Source organism: Sphaerisporangium sp. TRM90804 (genome assembly GCF_029846175.1).
Taxonomy (GTDB): Bacteria; Actinomycetota; Actinomycetes; order Streptosporangiales; family Streptosporangiaceae; genus Sphaerisporangium.
Window position 1 is genome coordinate 546,559 of sequence record NZ_JARWAC010000007.1, and the last position, 22,378, is coordinate 568,936.

The 22,378-nt window shown below is 71.1% G+C and carries 23 protein-coding genes; all 23 read left to right on the forward strand.

Annotated features, from left to right (window positions below; all coding sequences use genetic code 11):
• The first annotated feature begins 70 nt into the window (after positions 1-70).
• Positions 71-484, forward strand: coding sequence for a hypothetical protein (locus PYR91_RS10090; protein WP_279779196.1), 414 nt, complete (start codon positions 71-73; stop codon positions 482-484).
• Positions 485-1,172: 688 nt separating this feature from the next.
• The gene (locus PYR91_RS10095) at positions 1,173-1,778 is read left to right on the forward strand and encodes an AAA family ATPase (RefSeq protein ID WP_279779198.1); all 606 of its coding nucleotides are present in this window, start codon (positions 1,173-1,175) and stop codon (positions 1,776-1,778) included.
• Between the two features lie 187 nt (positions 1,779-1,965).
• Entirely contained in the window at positions 1,966-2,457 is a 492-nt protein-coding gene (locus PYR91_RS10100; protein ID WP_279779199.1) for a phage terminase small subunit P27 family, read from the forward strand.
• A 6-nt stretch (positions 2,458-2,463) separates the two neighbouring features.
• Positions 2,464-4,269 carry a terminase TerL endonuclease subunit gene (locus PYR91_RS10105; protein ID WP_279779200.1) on the forward strand — a complete coding sequence of 602 codons (1,806 nt, stop codon included), beginning with the start codon at positions 2,464-2,466 and terminating at the stop codon, positions 4,267-4,269.
• A gap of 10 nt (positions 4,270-4,279) precedes the next feature.
• The gene (locus tag PYR91_RS10110) at positions 4,280-4,531 is read left to right on the forward strand and encodes a hypothetical protein (protein WP_279779201.1); all 252 of its coding nucleotides are present in this window, start codon (positions 4,280-4,282) and stop codon (positions 4,529-4,531) included.
• Positions 4,528-6,000, forward strand: a complete 1,473-nt coding sequence (locus tag PYR91_RS10115; protein ID WP_279779202.1) for a hypothetical protein — start codon at positions 4,528-4,530, stop codon at positions 5,998-6,000. The genes PYR91_RS10110 and PYR91_RS10115 overlap by 4 nt, the downstream gene beginning before the upstream one ends.
• Entirely contained in the window at positions 5,990-6,424 is a 435-nt protein-coding gene (locus tag PYR91_RS10120) for a hypothetical protein (protein ID WP_279779203.1), read from the forward strand. Before PYR91_RS10115 ends, PYR91_RS10120 begins: the two co-directional genes overlap by 11 nt.
• A gap of 248 nt (positions 6,425-6,672) precedes the next feature.
• Positions 6,673-9,285, forward strand: a complete 2,613-nt coding sequence (locus PYR91_RS10125; RefSeq protein ID WP_279779204.1) for a hypothetical protein — start codon at positions 6,673-6,675, stop codon at positions 9,283-9,285.
• Between the two features lie 44 nt (positions 9,286-9,329).
• Positions 9,330-9,746, forward strand: coding sequence for a hypothetical protein (locus tag PYR91_RS10130; protein ID WP_279779206.1), 417 nt, complete (start codon positions 9,330-9,332; stop codon positions 9,744-9,746).
• Complete coding sequence (locus PYR91_RS10135) at positions 9,746-10,030, forward strand: hypothetical protein (RefSeq protein WP_279779207.1); 285 nt, start codon at positions 9,746-9,748, stop codon at positions 10,028-10,030. Before PYR91_RS10130 ends, PYR91_RS10135 begins: the two co-directional genes overlap by 1 nt.
• The gene (locus PYR91_RS10140) at positions 10,027-11,016 is read left to right on the forward strand and encodes a hypothetical protein (RefSeq protein ID WP_279779209.1); all 990 of its coding nucleotides are present in this window, start codon (positions 10,027-10,029) and stop codon (positions 11,014-11,016) included. The genes PYR91_RS10135 and PYR91_RS10140 overlap by 4 nt, the downstream gene beginning before the upstream one ends.
• Entirely contained in the window at positions 11,013-11,456 is a 444-nt protein-coding gene (locus tag PYR91_RS10145; RefSeq protein WP_279779210.1) for a hypothetical protein, read from the forward strand. Before PYR91_RS10140 ends, PYR91_RS10145 begins: the two co-directional genes overlap by 4 nt.
• 84 nt (positions 11,457-11,540) lie before the next feature.
• Complete coding sequence (locus PYR91_RS10150) at positions 11,541-11,744, forward strand: hypothetical protein (protein ID WP_279779212.1); 204 nt, start codon at positions 11,541-11,543, stop codon at positions 11,742-11,744.
• Between the two features lie 32 nt (positions 11,745-11,776).
• Entirely contained in the window at positions 11,777-12,049 is a 273-nt protein-coding gene (locus PYR91_RS10155) for a hypothetical protein (RefSeq protein WP_279779214.1), read from the forward strand.
• Positions 12,046-12,780, forward strand: coding sequence for a hypothetical protein (locus PYR91_RS10160; protein WP_279779215.1), 735 nt, complete (start codon positions 12,046-12,048; stop codon positions 12,778-12,780). Before PYR91_RS10155 ends, PYR91_RS10160 begins: the two co-directional genes overlap by 4 nt.
• 10 nt (positions 12,781-12,790) lie before the next feature.
• A complete protein-coding gene (locus tag PYR91_RS10165) occupies positions 12,791-13,195 on the forward strand; it encodes a hypothetical protein (RefSeq protein ID WP_279779217.1) in 405 nt (134 codons plus the stop codon).
• 9 nt (positions 13,196-13,204) lie between these two features.
• Positions 13,205-13,777, forward strand: a complete 573-nt coding sequence (locus PYR91_RS10170) for a hypothetical protein (RefSeq protein ID WP_279779218.1) — start codon at positions 13,205-13,207, stop codon at positions 13,775-13,777.
• Between the two features lie 8 nt (positions 13,778-13,785).
• Positions 13,786-14,274: a hypothetical protein gene (locus PYR91_RS10175; RefSeq protein ID WP_279779219.1), complete on the forward strand. Its 489-nt coding sequence runs from the start codon at positions 13,786-13,788 to the stop codon at positions 14,272-14,274.
• A gap of 306 nt (positions 14,275-14,580) precedes the next feature.
• Positions 14,581-17,826 (forward strand): hypothetical protein, encoded by a 3,246-nt coding sequence (locus tag PYR91_RS10180; protein ID WP_279779220.1) that lies wholly within the window; start codon positions 14,581-14,583, stop codon positions 17,824-17,826.
• Complete coding sequence (locus PYR91_RS10185; protein ID WP_279779221.1) at positions 17,826-20,567, forward strand: hypothetical protein; 2,742 nt, start codon at positions 17,826-17,828, stop codon at positions 20,565-20,567. The genes PYR91_RS10180 and PYR91_RS10185 overlap by 1 nt, the downstream gene beginning before the upstream one ends.
• A 10-nt stretch (positions 20,568-20,577) precedes the next feature.
• Complete coding sequence (locus tag PYR91_RS10190) at positions 20,578-21,090, forward strand: hypothetical protein (RefSeq protein ID WP_279779222.1); 513 nt, start codon at positions 20,578-20,580, stop codon at positions 21,088-21,090.
• Between the two features lie 50 nt (positions 21,091-21,140).
• Positions 21,141-21,638 (forward strand): hypothetical protein, encoded by a 498-nt coding sequence (locus tag PYR91_RS10195; RefSeq protein WP_279779223.1) that lies wholly within the window; start codon positions 21,141-21,143, stop codon positions 21,636-21,638.
• Positions 21,635-22,378: hypothetical protein (locus PYR91_RS10200; protein WP_279779224.1), on the forward strand; the 744-nt coding region annotated here is incomplete at its 3' end. The genes PYR91_RS10195 and PYR91_RS10200, both read left to right, overlap by 4 nt.

A 22,378-nucleotide genomic window follows, 5' to 3' on the forward strand; every position in this document is an offset into this window, starting at 1 on the left:
TGCAGCTGGGTCGATAGGTGTCTTCTTCACATGGCTATCCAGCCATCAAGGACGCAACCACGTTGAGCGAGTGGCCGAGCAGGCGGCCTCGGCCCAGAAAGATCTTGCCAGGGAAGAGCGTCGAGCTGCGGCTTACCTCGACGTACTGACCAGCGTGAACGGCATGACCTTCACGATCATCATGATGACCGCTGTGATGACGACGGGCGGAGAGCCCAAACAAGATCCCCTGCCGAATCAGTCAGAGCAAGCGGCGCTGAAGGCCAAGGTCACTGCCTACGGATCTCCAGAAGCCAGGGCGATCTTTGATGAGTGGTACAAGACCGCTCAAACTATGGTGAACACCTACAACCTCCTGCAGATGGACCTGGGCCCAGATGTCTCCCGTGCTGACCTGTGGAAGAAGCAGGAGGCCAGTCGGATGGCGCTAAACGAGGCGTCCGAACAGCTCAATGATCAGATGAATAGGGACTTGACGAGGTAGCGCATGGCCGCGCCGGCTGAGGCTATGCACTTTTCAGAAACTTCCTGACCCCTCGGGACGGTCAGGGAGATGAGAATGGGGAACCGGGAAGGGCGACGGGGACACGCGGCCCCCGTCGCCCGCCCAAGTCGCCGCTCTGCGCCACACGGAGACCGGCTGATGTCCACCAAGATTTGGGAATGGGCGGCCATCGCTGGCTGGCCCCGCGGCGCGCTCATCTCGTAGCTGCTACGTGACCAAGTGCCGTGGATCACGTTCGTGAGCTGGTACGCCATCGTCATCAGCCACACCACCATGTGGCCGGCCCGAGATCGTGAGGTCCTGTGTCCCCCCGCACAGGGCCTCACCTGCACGCCGGGGAGGTCGACGTGATGGTCACCGTCCAGCAACTGCAGCGCATGGCTGGTGCCCGTGCCGCGATCCTCGCCGATGGGGATTGGTAGAGCGTGGCGGGTTGTCTGGCCCGCCGCCTGCCCCTTCAGGAGGGGAGGAAGACGTGGACCTGATCAAGGAAGCAGCGCCTCGATCCTGAATGCCGTCCGCGCCGCCGCAGCGATGCTCGATCTGTCGCCAACTCCACACCACCGCGCGCCGCATCTGCCCAAACTGCGCGCGCGCCCGCCAGCGGGCCCGGCCTACCGCCGCTCGGCGGGGCCTGGGATATGACCATCAGAAGGCGGCGGCTCAGGTGCTGGCGGACGCGACCGTGTGCGCGGTCTGCCTCAAGCCGCCGACGGCGGCCGACCCGCTCACCGCCGGCCACATACTCGACCGGCAGCTCGGCGGCACCAACGACCCGAGCAACTACCAGCCCGAGCACCAGTCGTGCAACTTCGCCAAGCGCGCGGCTGACGCGCACGTCGTGCTGGTCACCGGCCCGCCGTGCGCGGGCAAGACCACCTACGCGCAGCACTTCGCCCTCGAGGGCGACTTGGTGCTGGACCTGGACACCATCGCCCGGGATCTTGGCAGCACCAGGTACTGGCACCACGACCCGGCGACGCTGGCCCGCGCCGATGCGGTGATGCGGCGCCAGGTGCTGAAGGTGGCGGCCACCCGGACGGGGCGAGTGTGGATCATCCGCTGTGTGCCTAACGGCCGGACGCGTACGGGGCTGGCGCGGATGGTGCGGGCGGACAAGGTGGTGGTGCTGCTGCCCAGGGGCAGCACCCTGGTGGCAAGGGCGAGGCGCAGGCCGGACGTGATGGCCACGGTGACGGCGATCAATGAGTGGCAGTCGGCCTACACCGAGGGCGCGCTGGACACGGTGATCACGAGCTGGCGCCGCCGTTGATCAAGGAGCCCATGATCATTGCTTGCCGGATCGGCCCATGTTTCCGCAGGTCGCAGGCCTAGACGAAACGATCAAGCGCCCACCCCCCGGGTGTGTTTTCCCAGGTCAGAAGGGGTGCCTCTAGACCTGCCGCCCAGGCTTCCGTTTTCCGTCTCAGAAATGGATCTTTTTTCCCGGAGGAGGGTGCATGACCGCAACAAAGGGGCGTAAAGCCACTCCGACGGGACTAAAGCTCATTGAAGGTCGCGGAACGGGCAGGGATGGGAAGGCGCGGGACTCGGGCGGCCGTGAGGTCAAGCCCGCCCCCGCCTTCCGTCGTCTTCCCCCTGAGCGCCCGGCGGATCTCAGCGGCACGGCCGCGGTGATGTGGGACGAGTTCGTCGCCGAGCTCGCCCGGCTGCAGCTGCTCGCACCGACCCACGGGCCCGCGCTGGAGATGGCCTGCGAGGCGTACGCCCGGTGGAAGGACGCCAAGGAGCGCCTGGGGTTCTCCGGGATGACGTACACCTCCGACAGCGGCCTGGTGAAGACCCATCCCCTGGTCGGCATCGTGGAGCGGGCGTCGGCCGAGTTCCGCGCCTGGTGCGCCGAGTTCGGCCTGACGCCGGCCGCCGAGACCAAGCTCACGTCACCGGCCGCTGACGGCGACAAGGAGAACCCCTTCGCCGGCACCGGGTAGCGCCCGGTGTCCCGGGTCGACGGCAAGAGCCCGGCGCCGGCGGGGACCAGGCGCCGCGGCCGCGGGTACGTGCCGAGCGCCGCAGAGCTCAAGCGGCTCAAGCTCTCGCCCGAGGTCGCGTGGTATCTGCAGGACCGTGGCATCCCGCTGCCGGACTGCCCGCCGACGATCAAGACTCCCGAGGCCGGGGAGCTGCTCAAGACGGCGCGCTTCGATCCCGAGCGCGTCGACAAGGTCTTGGCCGCTTTCCGCCAGCTGCGCCACACCAAGGGTCGCTGGGCGGGCCAGCCGCTCAATCCCGACCCGTGGCAGGTCGCGTACGTCATCGCCCCGGTCTTTGGGTGGGTGAAGAAGAACCGGCGCGGCCAGTGGGTTCGCGTCGTCCGCAGTCTCTACGTCGATGTGCCGAGGAAGAACGGCAAGTCGACGTTGTGCGGCGGGCTCGGGCTGTACCTGACGGCGGCCGACGGCGAGGGCGGTGCGGAGGTCGTCGCCGCGGCGACGACCAAGGAGCAGGCCAACTACGTCTTCGGCCCGATCAAGGCGCTGTGTGACCACGCGCCCGCGGTGAAGCCGTACGTCAAGTCCCTCGCCCAGAAGATCATTCACAAGGCGACCGGTTCGACGTTCTGCCCGGTCGCCAGCGTCGCCGAGGCGTTGCACGGCGGCAACATCCACGGCGGGATCATCGACGAGCTGCACGTTCACAAGGACGGGGCGCTCGTCGAGGCGATCGAGACGGGCACCGGCAGCCGTGACCAGCCGCTGATCGTCATCATCACCACGGCGGACGACGGCCGCACGAACACGATCTACGCCAGGAAGCGCAAGCGGGTCGAGGAGCTCGCGCGCCGGGTGATCCGGCACGCCAGCACCTACGGCGTGGTGTGGGGCGCGGACGAGAAGGACGACCCCTTCGCGGTCGCGACCTGGAAGAAGGCCAACCCGGGGTTCGGGATCTCACCCACGCACGAGTACCTGGAGGAGAAGGCCGCCGAGGCCCGCCAGGACCCGGCCGTCCTGGCCTCGTTCCTGCGGCTGCACCTGGGGATCCGCACCAAGCAGACCACCCGGTACATCACGCTGGCCGACTGGGACGGCGCGGCGGCCATCGTGGAGGAGGCGGCGCTGGCTGGCCGCGCGTGCCACGGCGGCCTGGACCTGAGCAACGTGGAGGACGTCACCGCGCTGTGCTGGCTGTTCCCGGACCGGGAGGCCGGCACCTTCGACGCGGTCTGGCGGTTCTGGCTGCCGGAAGCGCGGCTGAAGGACCTGAACAAGCGCACCGCGGAGAATGCCGAGGTGTGGGTCCGCGAGGGGTGGCTGACCCTGACCGCGGGGAACGTCATCGACCTGGAAGCGGTCGAGGCGCAGATCGACAAGGACGCCCAGGTGTTCGCCGTCCAGACCGTGGGCTACGACCGGTGGGGAGCCACCGACGTGGTGCGCCGGCTGGGTGAGAAGGGCATGACGTGCGTGCCCATCTCGCAGGGCGCCGCGTCGTTGAACGACCCGCTGAAGAACGTGCTGCGCACGTTGAAGGCGGGTCTGTTCCGGCAGGGCGGGCATCCGGTCATGCGGTGGATGATCGACAACTTGGCGACCGTCGCGACCCACGACGGCGCCTTGGTCAAGCCGGACAGGGCCAATTCCGGCGACAAGATCGACGGTGTGAGCGCGCTGGTCAACGCCATGAAGGAATGCATGGACGCCCAGCAGGCCGAACAGCAGGCACCGCCCGCGGCCGCCGACTCGGCGGCTCCCTGGGACGACCGCGACCTGTGGCGCCCGACCGGTCGCCTGAACATCTGAGGGAGGCCCGATGATCGTCAGTTTCCGGCTGCCCAGCATCTCGCTGGGCGCGGTCAGCAACATGGTCGGCCTGCTCGGCCTGGTCGCGGTCGCCGTCGCGGTGGGCGGCCTGCTCGGATCCTGGTGGTGGACGTGCCTTTCGGGCGGCGTCTTCGCGGTCGGCCTGGCCGTGCTGGCCGGGATGAGCGCCCAGGCGCAGGCCCAGGCCGAGGCCGCCGGGCAGGCGCCTGCCGTGCTGCGGCCGGCGGCTGAGGCGTCGTGAGGTCGATCTTCGCGCCGCCGCGCCGCCCCCAGACCCGGGCGGCGGAGGCCTCGCCCGCACAGATCGCCGCCACCGGCGCCTCTGGGTACGGCGCCGGTGACCCGGTCGACAACGAGCCGGGGTGGCGGCCGCTGGGGTCGGCGGGCCGGCGCGAGGTGCCGTACTGGACGCATGAGCGGGCCCGCACGTTTTCGGTGGCCGGCTACCGCAGCAATCCGATGGCCCGGGCGATCATCGACACCTACACCAGCTTCTGTGTCGGTGACAGCGGTGTGAGTTACCAGGTCACCAACGCGCAGGTGCGGGCCGTCGTGGACGAGTTCTGGGCCGACCCGCGCAATAACCTGTCGGGCATCCAGGAGTTGTTCCTCCGCGACCAGCTGATCATGGGCGAGACGCTGCTGGAGCTCATGGAGGGCCAGGGCTCGGGCGTGGTGCGGTTCTCGCCGATCGACACCACCGGCGTGACGAACGTGTCGCTGGTCGGCGGGAACCCGCTGTGGCCGCACCAGGTCATCTTGGGCCAGGCCGCGGGCGATGAGCGGCGGGTGACGGTCGCCGCGGTGGACGACGGCACCGGCCTGCGGACCGGCGGCGCGATGTGGTGGACCCCGTTCAAGACGTTGATCACCGACAAGCGGTCCATGCCGTTCATGACGCCGATCCTGGACTGGTTGGACGCCTACGACACCGTGCTGTCCAACCTGATCGACCGCACGGCGCTGGCCCGCTACCTGGTGTGGACGGTCAAGGTGGCCGGCGGCAAGGAACAGGTCGACCAGTTCGTGAGGGACCGCGGCGGGCTGCACGTGCCGCGCTCAGGGTCGGTCGAGGTCCACAACGAGTCGGTGGAGTGGTCGGCGAAGACGGCCGAGACCGGCGCGTATGAGGACACCGCGGCGAACCGGTCCGTGCTGACCATGATCGCCGGTGGCTCCGGTCTGGCCAAGACCTGGTTGGCCGAGCCGGAGGACGCCAACCGCGCGACGTCGCTGACCATGGCCGAGCCGGTACGGCGGCGCGTGCAGGGCGTGCAGCGGCAGTGGCTGGGCTACCAGACCGAGCTGAGCCGCTTCGCCGTGGACCGCGCCGTGGCCGCCGCCCGCCTGCCCAGGATGGTCGAGGCGACCGACCCCAAGACCGGCGAGACGTATGAGATCCCCGCCGCGATGGCGGTCACCGTGACCGGGCCGGAAGTGGCCGCGGCCGACGCCTCGATCGGCGCCCAGGTCCTGCTCAACCTGTCCACCGGTCTGGAGCACCTGGTCCAGAACGGCGTCCTCACCCGGGACGCGGCGGCCGTGGCCGCCCGCAAGGCCTGGGAGGACTACATGGGCATCCCGTACTCCTCTGACCTGGGCAAGCCCGATGCCGATCCTGACGACGTCGCGACGGCTGTCGACGACGCCAAGTCCAACAAGCTCGGCCGCCTGGCGGTCGTGGGAGGAGCTGGCCGAAGTGACACGTGATCAGGCTGCCCGCGCGATCGGCGTGGCCGTCACCGAGATCCAGAGCGCGGAGCACGCCGCTCACGGCGTGGCCGTGGTCATGTCCAACGGGGCGCGCCGGCTGATCACCGATGACGGCGTCTTCGCGACCGACGATCACCCCGGCAACGAGCACCTGCGGCGCTGGTACGCGCCCCTGGAAGGCGCGGAGCGCGACCTCGAGGTCGACCCCGATGACGGCCGCGCGGGGGAGATCGGCGCCGCCGGCGACGGCGGCCGCAGGCAGGGCGGCGGCGAGCTGGTGGTCTCGGACGGCTCTGCCGACCAGGCCATGAAGCCCGCCGGCGACGACCCGGAACGGGCCCAGGCCGAGCCCGAGCAGGAGCCGGCCAAGCCCATCGCGCGCAAGAGCCGAACCGAGCGGCTGGGGAGGGTGAACCGGTGACCTACACCACACACGGACACTGGATCGGGGACGGCGAACCGACCGAGCCGCGGCCCGCTGCGGTGGCCAGGTGCGGAGGGCCGGGCCTGTGCGGAGTCTGCAACCAGGAGGCGTGCACCGCCGGGTTCCGCGGCCAAGACGCCCCAGTCCCGGCGGCCGGAGCCGCCGGCGTCACGTGTCCCCAGTGCGGCCACACGTTCGAAGTGGGCACGGGCGCCCGCCCGCAGCGTGTGGGGGAAGGTCACCCGGTGACCTACACCAGGCACGGACACTGGATCGGCCCAGGCGAGCCCACCGAGCCCTGGCCCGGGGCGCCGGCCAGGTGCGGAGGGCCGGGCCTGTGCCCGGAGTGCAACCAGGAGGCGTGCACGGTCGGCTTCCGCGGCGAGGATGCCTCGCTGGCCGCGACCGGCGAGGCCGCGGCCCGCTGCCCCGCGTGCGGGCACACCTTCGACGCAAGCGCCGGCGACCAGCCGCGGCGGGTGACCGAGACGGCGACGGCGGTCGAGGCGCTCATCGATGGCGAGCTGTCCTACGACGACAAGCGCGAGCTGGTGCGCGCCGCGCTCGTCGCGCGGAACCGCACCCAGGCCGGCACCTCCTACGGCTGGGTGTACATCAGCGACCTGACCGACAGCGCCGTGGTGTACGCCAGCTTCACCGACGACCTCTACCAGTGCGACTACACGATCGGCGCGGGCAACACGGTCGAGCTCGGCGAGCCGTTCCGGGTGGTGCGCACCTACGCGCCCGACCCGGCCGCCGCGCCCACGCCGGACGAACCGGTCGCCGGCGAGGTGCTGGTGGAGACCCACCGGGTGTCGGCGGCCGCCGACGCCCGTGTCATCGAGGCCAAGGGCACCGGGGCGGACGGCGGCCGGATCTTCCGCGTCCGCATGATCCGCGCCGGCGACTCCAAGAACGGCCGCCGCTACCCGCAGGCCGTACTAGCGGCAGCGGCCGCCCTGTACGAGGGCAGCAAGGCCTTCGACCGCCACCGCGACCTGGCCGAGCTGAAGTCCGGCACCATCCAAGGCCTGGTCGGCGCCTACCGGCAGGTCGAGGCGGCCGAGGACGGCCTGTACGCCGACCTGCACCTGCTGCCGGGCGCGAAGCACGCGGCCGAGGCGCTGGACGCTGCCCTGGCGGGCCAGGCCGACGGCCTGAACCCGCTGGTGGGGCTGTCGCACGACGTCTACGCCACCTTCACGCCGGTCACCGAGAACGGCGTGCAACTGCAGGAAGCCACCGCCATCACCAAGGTCAACAGCGTGGATCTGGTCTCCGACCCGGCCGCCGGCGGCAAGGCCTCCCGTGTCATCGCCAACACCATCACGGGCGCGGAGCCCACAACCGAGACGGAGGCACCCGTGCCCGCGACGAAGCAGGAGATCCTGGCCGCGTTCAAGGACGCGACACCGGAGGAACTGGCCGAGGTCGGCCTGGCCAAGGCGGCCGAGACCACGGCCGTGCCGGCCAAGCCCGCCGATCCGCCCACGTCGGAGAAGGTGCTGGAGGGCACTGTCGCCCAGCCCAAGGCCGGGTGGATGGCCAAGGCGATGATCAAGGCGATGGTGGCCGACGCGGGCCTGCCCGAGACCGCCGTCGAGGCCATCACCGGCGCGCTGCCCGACCGGATCACCGAGGCCGACGTCGCCTCCCAGATCGCCGGCGTGAAGGGCGGGATGGCGATCCTGGAGCGGGCATCGCTGCTCCCGAGCGTTACCGTCACGGTGACGCAGGAGTCCCGTGATGCCAAGATCAAGGCGCTGGACGCGTTCTTCGACGGTCGCCACAGCGAGGGCTACCACTCATTCAAGCAGGCCTACTTCGACTTCACCGGCTACCGGTCCACCGACTGGACCGAGGATGTCAACCGGCGAATCTTGCGCGAGTCCTTCGGCATCGGCTTCGACTCCGGGATACGCGCCGAGGAGTCCTTGGACACCACCACCTGGGCGCAGGTCCTGGGCGACTCCATCACCCGGCGGATGATGGCGCTGTACTCGCTGCCCAGCCTGCAGTCCTGGCGGCAGATCGTCTCCTCCTTCGTGCCCATCAACGACTTCCGGACGCAGCGCGTCGGGCGGGTCGGCGGGTACGGGACGCTGCCGGTCGTGGCCGAAGGCGGCCCCTACCAGCCGCTCACCAGCCCGCCTGACGAGGAGGCGTCCTACGCGCTGAGCAAGAAGGGCGGGACGGAAGACTTGACGATGGAGATGATCGTCAACGACGACGTCCGGGCCATCTCCGCCATCCCGACCAAGCTCGGCCGGGCCGCCGCGCAGACATTGTTCCGCTTCGTCTGGGACTTCCTGCGGCTCAACGTCGTGTGCACCTACGACGGGGTGCCCCTGTTCCATGCCTCGCACGGCAACAACATCACCACCAGCGTCCTGACGCAGACCGCGCTGACCACCGCCCGGATGCGGATGCGTCAGCAGGCGGCCTACGGCGACGCCTCCGAGATCCTGGACAACACGCCGCGGCACCTGATCGTCCCGGCCGCGCTGGAGGAGGCCGGCTGGACGCTGGCCACCAGCGCCGTGTCGGTCGGCGGCGTCGCCACCGACGCCGAGCTGTCGCGCACGGCGCCGAACCTGCACCAGAACCTGAACCTGATCGTGCTGTCCTACCTGACCGACCCGAGCGACTGGTTCCTGGCGGCCGACCCGGCCGCGGTGCCCACCATCGAGATCGGGTTTTTCCAGGGCAGGCAGGATCCGGAGCTGTTCACGCAGGCGGACGGCAACGTCGGATCCATGTTCAACGCGGACAAGATGACGCTGAAGATCAGGCACATCTACTCCGGCACGGTCCTGGACCACCGCGGATTCTACGGCGGCGTGGGCGTCGCCTGAGCCCAGCCCGGCCCCACACCGACCAACACGAAAGGAGTCCGACAGTGACCCTGTGGAGCGAGCTGCGCGGCAACAACATCATGTGCATCCAGGTGCCCGCCAAGGCCATCAACGTGGCCGGCGAGCCCACCATTCAGGCACCCCAGCGCGGCACGATCATCGCCGCCACGTGGACGCCCGCCGCGGCGATCACCGCCAACGCGACCAACTACTTCACGCTGACCTTCCGCAACCGCGGCCAGGCCGGCGCGGGCACCGTCCAGTGGGCGACCGCTCGCCTCTACAACGTGCCCACCACCGGAGACAGCGTCGCCAACGTCCCGGAGGCGCTGACCCTGCACGCCACCCTGGCCAACCGCGACGTCGCCGCCGGCGACCTGCTGAGCGTGCACATCACCCACACCGCCAGCGGCCTGGCCGTCCCGGACGGGGTGGTCGCCATCACCTGGCGGCTGCGCTGATGGCCCTGATCAGGCCCGTCGCGCTGACGGGCTCTGATCAGGCGGTCGTCGCCGCCCCGGCCGTGTACCGGGGCCTCACCGTGCGGGAGACCTCCGGCTCGGCGGGCGCGGTGCTGCGCCTGCACGACAACGCCTCGGCCGGATCGGGGACCATCCTGCAGACGGTGGCGCTGGCCCAGGGTGAGAGCGCCAACCTCATGCATCCCGACGGCGTGTGGGCGGTGAACGGCATCTACGCCGACGTCGTGTCCGGCGCGATCGAGGGATCGGTCTACATCGCATGAACGGCGGCAGGATCCTGCGCGGCCGGGCCGCGACCCTCACCCACACGTTCCTGATGGACGAGGAGACGCCGGGCGAGTCCTCCACCCCGGTCACCGTGGCGATCACCGACGCAGGCGGGCACCCGGTCGCCTCGGGGACCGCGACCGGCGCCGGCGGACGGTACTCCTTCCCGGTGGCCGCCCAGGCCCAGCTCACCCATCTCACCGCGGCCTGGTCGGCCACCATCGGCGGCCAACCGGTACTCGAGGCCGACCTGGTCGAAGTGGTCGGTGGGTTCTTCTTCGACCTGGGCGTGGCGCGCGCCAGCGACGCCTCGCTCGCCGACACCGGCAAGTACCCCTCCGCCGACCTGGCGATCAGCCGCCAGGAGGTCGAGGAGGAGTGCGAGCGGATCTGCCAGCGGGCGTTCGTCCCCAGGTACCGGCGGGTCATCCTGGGCGGCAGCGGCACACCGGATCTGCTGCTGCCCGACGGCGGCGACGAGTACGTCGCCGGCATGCTGCTGCGCGGCGTGCGGACGGTGCGTTCGGCGAGCGTCGCGCCGCGCATCGGCCAGACCTTCGTGCCCCTGACGGTCGGCCAGCTGGCGGCGTGCGCGGTCACCGTCGACGGGCTGCTGCGCCGTACCGATGGCGGGGTGTGGACCGAGGGCATCTGCAACGTGCTGTTGGAGTACGAGTACGGGTCGGACGCCCCGCCGGCCGACCTGCGGCGTGCATCGCTGCTGCGGCTCAGGAGCCGGGCCAACATCCACCGCTCAGGGGTGCCCGACCGGGCCATCTCGTTCACCGTGGCCGAGGGCGGCACCTACCGGCTGTCGACGCCGTCGGCCTCACGCACCGGCGTGCCCGAGGTCGACGCGGTCTATGACCGGTACTCCCGCGGCCCGCGTGGCACCGGAGACCAGGACGGCTCCACGCCCGCGTCGCGATCGCTGAACTTCGACCCCCAGCGGGGGTCGCTGTTCCACGGGGGTGAGCGGTGACGGTGCTGGCGTCCAACGTGGTCGCGGTCAAGCAGAGGCTGTTCGACCTGATCGCGGATCTGCCGCTGGGTGATGTGCAGGTCTCCTACGGCCCGCCGGCCAACCCCGAGCGCGACATGGTCTACCTGGGCGGGGCTCAGGGGCCCTACGCGATCACCGCGATGCGGGTCGGGGGCCGGGTACCCCGTACCGAGACGCTGTCCCTGGCGGTGTACAGCGTCGCGACCGTCCCTGGTGGCACCGTCGCCGACGCCGAGGCCCGCGCGGTCGAGCTCGGCGGTCTCATCATCGCGGCCGTCGCCGGCGACCCCACGCTCGGCGACCTGGAAGGGCTGAAGCGGATCACCATCGCCGGGATGGAGCTGGAGTCCGGTGCCGACGACGACGCCGCCATGGCCGCGTTGACCTTGACGTTCGAGGCGCTGTCCCACCTGCAGTGAGCGCAGCAGGTGCACAGCGATCCGGGGGGACACCGTCTATTTCGGCGCGGCGATGATCGTCCGCGTCGTCGGGAAGGGGCTGAGATGGCAGACAAGAGCGAGAAGGCCGGTGACAAGGTCCGGGCCAGGGTCGTCGGGACGTGCGAGGTGGCCGGCACCGCGCCGGGCGGCACCGTGGACCTGGACCCGGAGCAGGTCAACGTTCCGGCGCTGGTCGAGGCGGGGCACATCGAGATCTCCAAGAGCGCGGCGGAGCGGCTGACCGCGCCGAGCGCTCCGGAGTCCTGATGGCCCGCAGGATGCTCCGTCACCGGGTGGTCGTGAGTGATAAGCCGGCCGTCGTCAAGATGGCCGGGGACCCGGTCCATGTCGCGGCCGGCCGGATCGGCGTGGGCGAGAACGCGGCCCGCGTCGTGGATTTCTGGGCCGAGGGCGCCGGCTGGGACGACCCCGACACCCGGGTGCCGCGGACCTTCCAGGTGTTCGGGACCGGTCACCCGCTCCCTGAGGGCGCCAGGTGGTGGGGGACGACACCGCGCTGCCCCGACGGCCTGGTGTGGCACCTGTACGAGCTCCCAGGGGGTCCGTCGTGAGCGTCATCGCGCTGCTGAACGCGTTCTGTTACGTCCACGCCCACGACTTCACCGCCGACTCCAACGCGCTGACCTTCTCCGGCGAGGCGGCCGAGAACGACGCCACCACGTTCCGCAGCCAGGGCTGGAAGACACTCGGGCCCGGCGGCCTGCGCTCGGGCGTGCTGAACATGGGCGGGTTCTGGCAGTCCGCCTCCTCCGACGCCGTGGACCCGATCACGTGGAACGACCTCGCCGTGCCCGACCGGGTGATGACCTTCGGACCGATCGAGACCGAGGGCAACCCCGCCTACATGTGGCAGGGCGCCCACTACCAGTACCAGCTCGGCGGTGCGGGTCTCGGCGAGCTGGCGCCGTACTCCCTGGAGGGGCACGGCAGCAACTCCATCGGCGTGGTCCGCGGCCGGCTGGCAGCCGCCATGCAGGTCAAGGCCGCCACCGGCGTGCTCGGCAGCGCGCTGCAGCTGGGCGCGGTTGGCGCCGCCCAGTACCTGTACGCGACCCTGCACGTGCTCGGCACCCCGGGGACGACGATCACCGTGCAGCTGCAGAGCGACGACAACGCCGGGTTCACCAGCGCGACGACCCGGGCGACGCTGGGCCCGATCACCACGGCCGGCGGCACGTGGATGCCGCGGGTAGCCGGCGCCATCACCGACGACTACTACCGGTTCAACATCTCGGCCGTGACCGGCAGCTTCACTCTCGCGGGCGCGATCGGCGTCCAGTAAGGAGACCCCCATGGCCGTGATGGCCCTGCTCAACCAGTACCTCGTGATCAACGCTGTCAACCTGTCCGACCACATGAAGGGCGCCACCCTGACCGTGGAGGCCGCCCAGCTGGACCCCACCGCGATGGGCGACGGCTGGGTCCGCGCCGCCGGCGGCCTGAAGAGCGGTCAGCTGCAGACCGAGTGGCTCGACGACGTCGCCGCCTCCTCGGTCGACGCCACGCTGTGGCCGCTGCTCGGCACGGTCGTGACGTTCGAGGTCCGGCTGGACGCCGGGGCGGTCGGCGCCGGTAACCCCAAGTACACCGGCAGCGTGTTCATCGGCTCGCACATGATCGGCGGGGGCATCGGCGAGCTGCCGATGAAGAACCCGACCTACCCGACCTCGGGCGCGGTCACCCGGGCCACCTCCTAGGAGCCCACCGTGGTGGTGGCGGTCAGCTTCGACGGCAACCAGGAGCTGCGCAAGCTCGTCGTCGATTTCGGGAAGATGCCGCCGGCACTGCGTAAGGAGCTCCGCCCGGCGCTGCAGCGGGGCGCGCAGCCGATCCTGGCGCAGTCGCGGGCGAACTCCGCCTGGTCCACGCGGATCCCGCAGGCGACCCGAATCAGCCCGAGGTTCGCCAAGCGCCGCGGCGGGATCGTCATCGTCGTCAGCAGTCGCCGCGCCCCGCACGCGCGGCCGTATGAGAACCTCGGCGACCCGGGTACCTTCCGGCACCCGGTGTTCGGGCCCTCCCGCAGGCGGGACATGGTGTTCGGCCGCGAGCTGCCCGGGGCGTTCAAGGCGGGCTACCAGAGCAGGGCGCGCACCGCCGGCGCTCGCCGCCGGTACGCGCGCAGGGCCGCGAACGGCGGCACCAGAGGCCTGCCGTGGGTCGCCCAAAGAGCCCGCCCGTTCCTGTTCCGCGCCGTCGAACAACGGGGCGGGGCGGTGACCGAGGCGTTAGCCAAGACCGTCATCGAGATCGGCCGCAAGCACGGCTGGAACAGGTAGGAGATCAGGTGGGGTTGCGTGAGCGCCTGGACGGCAAAGAGCGGCCGACACTGCCCTACAAGGTGCGGGTCCAGGACACCACAGCCGCCGAGGCCGCGCTCGGCGAGGCACAGGCCGAGCTGCTGATGGCGCTCGGCACCGAACGCGAAGCGACTGCCCAGGAGGCGGTCAAGGCCGCACTGGCCGCGCTGGAGGAGTGTTTCGAGCCCATCATCTTCACCGCGATGGATCCCGAAGAGTTCGAGGTGCTGGTGGCCCAGCATGCGCCCCGGCCGGATACCGAAGATGAGGCGTGGAACGTCGACACCCTGCCCCGGGAGACGTTCCTGCGGTGCGCGCCGCCGGTGTACACCCCCGAGGAGTGGCTGGAGTGGATCACCAGGACGTGCAACCGCACTGAGCGGGTGGAGCTGTTCAACGCCGCCGTGGCGGTCAACGTCAGAACGGTGTCCCCCACGCTCCCAAAAGGCTGGACGGAGATCCTGGACTCGCTCTAGAGCTGGAGATCTGCAGGGCCTACCGGATTCCGCACTCTGCCTTCCTGAGCTGGCGCCAGGACGACCGCGACAAGGCCACCTGGCAGCACCTGCGCGACCGTCAGCGGTGCTCAGGGTGCGGCACTCGGGCGGCGGAGTGGGATCCCGAGAAGGGCGGCCGCGCCGATGCCTACACCGCTGAGGTCCTGTGCTGCCCCGGTTGCGCCATGACCGGCGCCCTGTCCAGCGGCCTGACCGAACAGACGCCCGGCGCGCACACCGTGCTCGTGCCCAACGACCCAGACGCCCGCAAGGAGGTGAGACGCCGTGCCCACGCGCGATCTGAACGTCAAGATCGACGGTGACCCGAAGGGTTTCCAGGCCGCCGCCGCCAAGGCGGCCTTGGCCGCCAGGCGCCTGGAGCAGAGCCTGGCCCGGATGGAGGCCAAGCAGAAGACCACTCGCAAGAGCGCCACGCTGATGCGCAGCGAGCTGCTAGCGCTGGCCGCCGGCGCCACCACGGTCGCGCCGGCGTTCGCCGCGTCCGGCGCCGGCGTGGTGGCATTCGCCGCCCTGGCCGCCCCCGCGATCCTGAAGGTCGTCAAGGCACAGCAGGACCTGGTCGCCAACTGGGACAACCTCTCCGAGGGCGAGAAGGCCGCCGCGGTCGGCCTGCGTAACCTGATCGGCCAGTACAAGGCGCTGGCCCGGTCGATGGAGCCGGAGACCCTGGGCCTGTTCAACCAGGCGCTCGGCATGACCTCCCGGCAGATGCCCAAGCTCGTGCCCATCGCCCGGGGCGTGTCGTCCGAGCTCGGCCACTTCCTCGACAACCTGGAGCGGGCGATCGACGGGCCCGAGGGCCAGGAGTTCCTCAGTTTCCTGGAGCAGGCGTCTGGGCCGGCGACCCAGCAGATCGCCTCCACGCTCGGCTCGGCGGCCGGGGCGGCCACCAACCTGCTGCAGGCGCTGGGGCCGGTGGCCGGCGTCGGCCTCAAGACCGTCGCCATGCTGCTGGACCTGGTCGGCGCGGTGTCAGACGTCGCCCCCGGGCTGGTCCAGATGGCGGTGCTGACCATGGCCCTGCGGGGCCCGCTGGGCGGCCTGGGCGGCCTGCTGGGCACCGCCGGCGGGAAGCTGACCGCGTTCGGCGACGGCGCGGCCGGGGTGAAGGGAAAGGCCGGTGGGCTCGGCGCGGTGCTGACCGGGATGGGCACCATTTTGTCGGGGCCATGGGGTATGGCGGTCACCGGCGCGATCGCCCTGCTGGCGGTGTTCGCCGCGAGCCAGGCCGACGCTGCCGCACAGGTGGCCGAGTTCGAGGGCGCGATCCGCCAGGACGCCGGGGCGCTCGGGGTCGCCACCCGGGCGCTGACCACGCACAAGCTGGAGGAAGAGGGCCTGCTGGATCTGGCCCAGCGGTCCGGCGTGTCGATGTCGGCCTACACCGACGCGATCTTGGGGAACAAGGACGCCCACGCCGAGGTCACCTCGGTCATCGACCGACAGATCGCTGCGCTGAAGAAGCAGAACGACGAGAACGAGATCTCCTTCGAGGGGTACCGCGCCGGCGTCGAACCCTTGATCGAACTGCGGTCAGCCCTGCGCGGGAAGAACGAGACGATCAACGAGGCAGTCGCCTCCTACAAGCGCCTGCAGGACGCGCAGAAGGCCGGCGTCCAGCCGACCGACGCGATCAAGGTCGCCTGGGACATCGCCAGCGACGCCTCGGCGGATCTGAAGACCCGCGTCGATGCCCTGACCGCGGCGTTCGACGCCTACTTCAGTCCCGCCCTGGCGGTGCTCGGCGCCACCAACCGCTGGAAGGACGCGGTCGCCGAGACCGGCCAGGTGCTGAAGGACACCGGCAAGATCCTGCGGGACGGCGACTCCACCGACCAGCAGCGCAACGAGGCTCTGCGGGCCCGGCGTGAGCAGCTGGAAGGGCAGCTCGGCGTGCTGCGCGACTGGGCGCAGGCCGAGTTCCGCGCCACCAAGAACGTCAAGGCCTCCTCCCAGGCGATGATCGATCAGTTCCCGGCGCTGCTGCGGCTGGCCGGCGGCAGCCGGGAGGGCAAGGCTGCCCTGGACACCCTGATCGCGGCCATGGGCGGCACGGTCACCCGGGCGCGCGGCGCCACCACCGCGGTGGACAAGTTCGGCAACCGTGTCACGGTGCTGCCCAACGGCAAGGTCGTGGTCGTAAAGGCCAACACCGCCCAGGCGCAGGCAGCGCTGTCGGCGACACAGACCCGGATCAACAACCTGCAGGGCAAGACCGTCTACATCAACATGATCCGCCGCGATTTCGGTGTGAACGTCGGCCCCAAGACCGGGGTCCCGTGGGCGCCCGGGAGCGCCCGGGGCGGCATCGTGCGCCGCGCCGGCGGCGGTATGGTGCGCGGGCCCGGGACCACGACTTCCGACAGCATCCCGGCCCTGGTCGACGGCGGCGGCATGGTCATGCTGTCGGACCAGGAGTTCGTGATCAACGCCCGCCAGACGAAACGGCATCGCGGGCTGATCGAGGCGATCAACGCGGGCAAGTTCGCCGGCGGCGGCCTGGTCGGCGATGTCCGGGGCTACGCCGCCGGGGGGCCGGTGGACGCGCCGCTGACCGACTACGTCAGCCGGTTCATGGACGGCAAGGCGCTGTCCAAGACCGACTACGCGAAGGTCATCCGCGCTCGCCGGGACGCCGTCGACCAGCTGCGCCGCGCCGAACGCAAGCTCGCCGCCGACCGCAGGGCCCACAAGAGCGCGCGGACGATCGCCGATGACGAGGCCCGGGTGGCCAAGGAACGGCGTGACCTGGCCACGGCGACTGAGAAGCTCTCCGCGGCCTCGGCCCGGTACAAGCGCAGCAAGCTGACCCCGACCGCGCGCCTGACGGCCTCGCTCAACCTGGGTATCAAGAACACCGCGGCGTTCATCCGCAACCTGGAGACGATCGCCAAGCGCGGCTTCCCCGAGCTGGCCCGCCAGCTGCTGGCGATGGGCGGCCCGGAGGCCGAGAAGTACGCGGCCGGCGCGGCGAAGCTGTCGGCCTCCAAGCTCAAGGCCCTGGCGGGGAAGGTGGCCACGGCGGCGAAGTACCAGGCGAAGCTGGAGGCGCTGCCGGACATCCTGGCCGTCAAGGCCGCCAGGAAAGCCGGCGCCAAGAGCATCCCGCAGGTCATGCGGATGACCGGCCTGAGTGAGGAGGACCTGCAGGAGACCTACGCCGCGATGGGGTACGCGCGCGGAGGGATCCACCGGTACGCCCGCGGCGGGATCCGCCCGGGCCCGGGGATCGCGACCCGGCCGACCCTCCTGTTCGGCGAGGGCCGGGCGCCCGAGGGGTTCGTGCCCTACGACCCGGCCTACCGGCCACAGGCCATGGGCCTGGTCGCCCGGATGGCCGGCGACTTCGGCATGACCCGCGGCAGCGGCGGCGGGGCGGCCGGGCACGTCACCGTCACCCTGCACGTGGCCGGCGCCGACTCCGACCTCAAGCGCATGATCCGCAAGATGGTCCGCATCGACGGCCGCGGCTCGGTGCAGGTCGCCTTCGGCAAAAGCGCCAGCGCCTGATGGTGTTCCCCGCCACCCCGCTCGACGTCCTGGTCGAGCTGCAGCTGGCCGGCACGTGGACCGACGTGACCGCCGACGTCCTGATCCGCGACGGCGGGATCACCATCACCAGGGGGCGGCAGGACGAGGGCGAGGAGGTCGACCCCGGCGAGGGCGAGATCTCCTTCAACAACCGGCTCGGCAAGTACAGCCCGCGTAACCCCTCCTCGGTCTACTACGGGGTCCTGGGCCGCAACACGCCGGTGCGGGTGTCGGTGCTGTACGGGCCGACCTACCTCGGGCTGCCCGGCGCCGTCACCGACTACGTGAGCACACCGGATGTGGCCGCGCTGGACATCACCGGCGACATCGACGTCCGGATCGACGCGACGGTGGCCTCCTGGCGGACGGCGGCCGACCTGGCCGGCAAGTACGTCACCTCGGGCAACCAGAGGTCCTGGGCCCTGTCGCTGACCGACGCGGGAATCCTGCAGCTGCGCTGGTCTGCGACCGGCTCCGCCACGGTGATCACGATCGCCAGCACGGTGCCGGTCCCCGCCCCGTCGACCAGGCGCCGGGCGGTCCGGGCGACGCTGGACGTCAACAACGGCGCCGCCGGCAACACGGTGACGTTCTACACCGCGGCGACGATCGCCGGGCCGTGGACGCAGCTCGGCGACCCGGTCATCACCGCGGGTACGACCGCAATCTTCGCCTCCACCGCGGCGCTGAGCGTGGGCGATGTGGCGGACCTGGCCGCCGCCGCGGTGTACGGGCAGGTGCACGCCTTCGAGTTGCGCAACGGCATCGCCGGTAGCGTCGTGGCCAACCCCGACTTCACGATCCAGACCGCCGGCGCGGCCTCGTTCGCCGACGCCGCCGGCCGCACGTGGACCCTGGCCGGCTCGGCGGCGCTGACCACCCGGCGGGTGCGGTTCTGCGGGGAGATCTCCTCCTGGCCCTCGCGGTGGGACGTCTCGGGCAACGACGTGTGGGTGCCGGTCCAGGCCGCCGGCATCCAACGCCGCCTCGGCCAGGGCGCCTCCCCGCTCAACTCGGTGCTGCGGCGCGAGCTCACCGCGCCGGCCAACACCGGCAGCGTGCTGGGCTACTGGCCGCTGGAGGACGAGGACGGGGCAACCTCCCTGGCCTCCGGTGTCGGCGGCGGGACGGCCATGGCCATCACCGGCGCCCCGGACCTGGCCGCCTTCGAGGGATTCACCGGCAGCCTGCCCATCCCCACCTGGGCGGGCACCGCGATCGGGCGGCTGCAGCCCTACACCCCGACCGCGCAGACGCAGGTGCGGTTCCTGCTCGCGGTCCCGGCCGGCGGCGCGATCGGCGGCCAGGTCCTGGTCCGGGTGTGGTGCTCGGGATCGGCGGTGCGGTGGGACGTCGTCTACGGCACCGGCGGCACGCTGGCGCTGAAGTCCTACAACCGTGACGGCGACCTGCTCAGCGACTCCGGCACCGTAACGTTCGCGGTCGACGGCAAGCTGCTGAGGTGCTCGGTCGAGCTGACGGAGACCGGCGCCGACGTGGCCTGGCAGATCGTCACCCTGGAGGTCGGCGCATCGACCGGATCCGCCTTCTCCGGCACCCTGACCACCGACACCGTCGGCCGCGTCACCTCCGTGCGCATCGCCCCCGACCAAGGCCTGTCGACCACCGCGATCGGCCACCTGTCCGTCCACTCGGCGATCACCAGCATCTTCGACGGGGCGCCCGCGCTGCGGGCCTGGGTCGGTGAGACGGCAGGCGCCCGGGTCAAGCGGCTCTGCGCCGAAGAAGGCATCGCGTTCACCCCCGTCGGGGAGCTGTCGACCACCGCGGCGATGGGCCCGCAGCTGCCCGAGACGCTGCTGGACCTGATGGAGGAGGCCGCCGGCGCGGACGCCGGGATCCTCCTGGAGTCCCGTGACCGGATCGGCCTGGGCTTTCGGACCCGGAGCTCCCTGTACGACCAGGACGCGGCGCTGGTCCTGGACTACACCGCCGGGCACGTCGCGCCGCCGTTCGAGCCGGTCGACGACGACGCCGGCGTCCGCAACGACATCACCATCCAGCGGGCCGGCGGGTCCAGCTCCCGGGCGGTCCAAAGCACCGGGCCGGTGTCCACCTCGGCGCCGCCGGCCGGCGTCGGCCGGTATGAGGAGAGCGTCACCATCAACGTGGCCAGCGACGACCAGCTGGACAGCCAGGCCGGGTGGCGGCTGCACCTGGGCACCTGGGACGAGGCCCGGTACCCGCTGGTGAGTGTGAACCTGCTGCGCAACCCCGCGCTGATCGAGACGGTCGTGCTGCTGGACACCGGCGACCGGGTGACGATCGCCAACCCGCCGGCCTGGTTGCCGCCGGAGACGATCGACCTGATGGCCCAGGGCTACACCGAGACGCTGACCTCCTACGGCTGGGACCTGACGTTCAACTGCAGCCCCGCGGGGCCGTACCGGGTGCTGCAGCTCAACCACACCACCTACGGCCGCACCGACTCGCTGTACTCCACCCTCAACGCCGGGCTGAGCACCACGGCGACGAGCCTCACGGTGGCGGTCGCGGCCGGGCGGGCACTGTGGACGACGGCCGCCGGCGACATGCCGTTCGACATCGTCATCGGCGGCGAGGCGATGCGCGTCACCGCCATCTCCGGCACCAGCTCGCCGCAGACGTTCACGGTCACCAGGTCGGTCAACGGCGTGGTCAAAACCCACCTGGCCGGCGCGCAGGTCCGCCTGCGCTACCCCGTCGTCTTCGCCCTGTGAGGAGCACCTGGTGAGCTACCCCAACCTGGTCGCCGGCCAGATCGTCACCGCCGACGGGCTCAACCTGGACGCGCCGGTGATCCGCCTGGTCGACGGCCGCACCCACACCGGCGCCCTGGTCGACACCAACACCACCTCCGGCACCTACGCCGCGGTGACCTCGGCCAACCCGCAGAACTCCGGGCCGCTGTACGCCGGGCGCGCCTACCGCGCGGACGTCCAGGTCGGAGTGCAGTCCACCGTGGCCAACGACCGGATGCGGTTCTCGATCTGGGACGGCACCGTCGGCGTCACCCAGCTCGGCTCGTTCGAGCCGATCGTGCGCTGCGAGGCCGCCTCCAACTTCAAGAACAACCTGATGACCTTCGTGTGGCCGCAGCTCAGCGACACCACGATCAGCAACGTCAACCTCGGCCACCAGCGGTTCAGCGGCACCGGGACGTGCACGACCCGCATCGAGGTCCCCAGCTTCTGCTTCCTGATCTACGACCTCGGCCCCACCTCCCGGATCCAGAACCTGTGACCAGCGGCCGGCCCGGCCCGCCGGCTCCCTGCCCCCACGAAGGAGCTCTTGTGCCTGATGTCGTGTGCTCGCTCACCGTGCCGGACCCGCAGACCATCCCGCCCGGCGGGAGCGCGTACGTGGTGGTGCGGTTCCCCTTCGGCGTCGCCGAGTCCTACGACCCCTTCGACATGCACCCGCCGGTCCAGCCCGACGGCAGCACCGTCTCCTTCGCCGACCCCCGCTCGGGCCTGATCTGGCCGGCGCACCACGCCTGGGGGCGGCTGGACGCGATGCTGCACTGGGACGACGGCGACTACACCGAGGTACGCGACAGGTTCGTCCGCGACCCGCTGGGCATGTTCGGCCCGCCGGACTCCACCTGCACCCAGGACCATCCGGCCACCGGCGGCGGCCAGTACCTCGCCAAGTCCTGGGCCCTCTTCGTGCACCCGGGCGTCCCGCTGGGCCTGGCCGTGCGGCACAACTGCTCCCGCCCGCTGCGCCTGACGTTCGCCGAGTTCAAGCTGTCCTACCGCCTCGACGATCCCGGGCCGGTGACGCCGTGACGGCCATCCACGGCACGCTCCTTGGCCCCGGCGGTGGCCGCCCGCAAGCTGCGGCCGTCACCATCACCCTGGTCGACGGCCAGGGCCAGCCCGTCATCGGGTTCACCGGCGACGCCGAGGTCATCGGCGGCGCCACGCCGGTGGTCGACGCCGACGGCACGTGGACGGCAACGCTCACCCCCACCGGCGACATCACCTCCCCCCGTGGCGACACGCTGTACCGGGTCGACGAGCGCTCGGCCACCGGCCGGGCCCGGTACTACATCAGCGTGCCCAGCTCCGGCACCCCGTGGGTGGGTGACCTGCGCGTCACCCTGCCCGGCGATGCCGGGGAGGAGCTGGCTGGATACCTGCCGCTCGCCGGCGGCACCCTGACCGGGCCCCTGGTCCTGCAGGACGCCTCGCCCGCCGCGTCCGAGGCGTACGTGGACGCAGCCGGCGGCGGCGGGGGTGGCACCCCTTCGGGCACCGTGGCGGCAGAGACCTCCTACGGCCAGGCCACCGCCGCCGGCGTTGCCACGACGTACTCCCGGGGCGACCACACGCACGGCACGCCTGATCTGCCGACGCCGGGGGCGATCGGCGCGGCGAGTTCCGGCCACACCCACGCCGGGACCTACGACCCGGCCGGTACGGCGGCCGCTGCGGTGGCCGCGCACGAGGCCGACACCACGGCCGTGCATGGCATCGCCGACACCAGCGCCCTGGAGACGACCAGCGGGGCCACGGCGAAGGTCAGC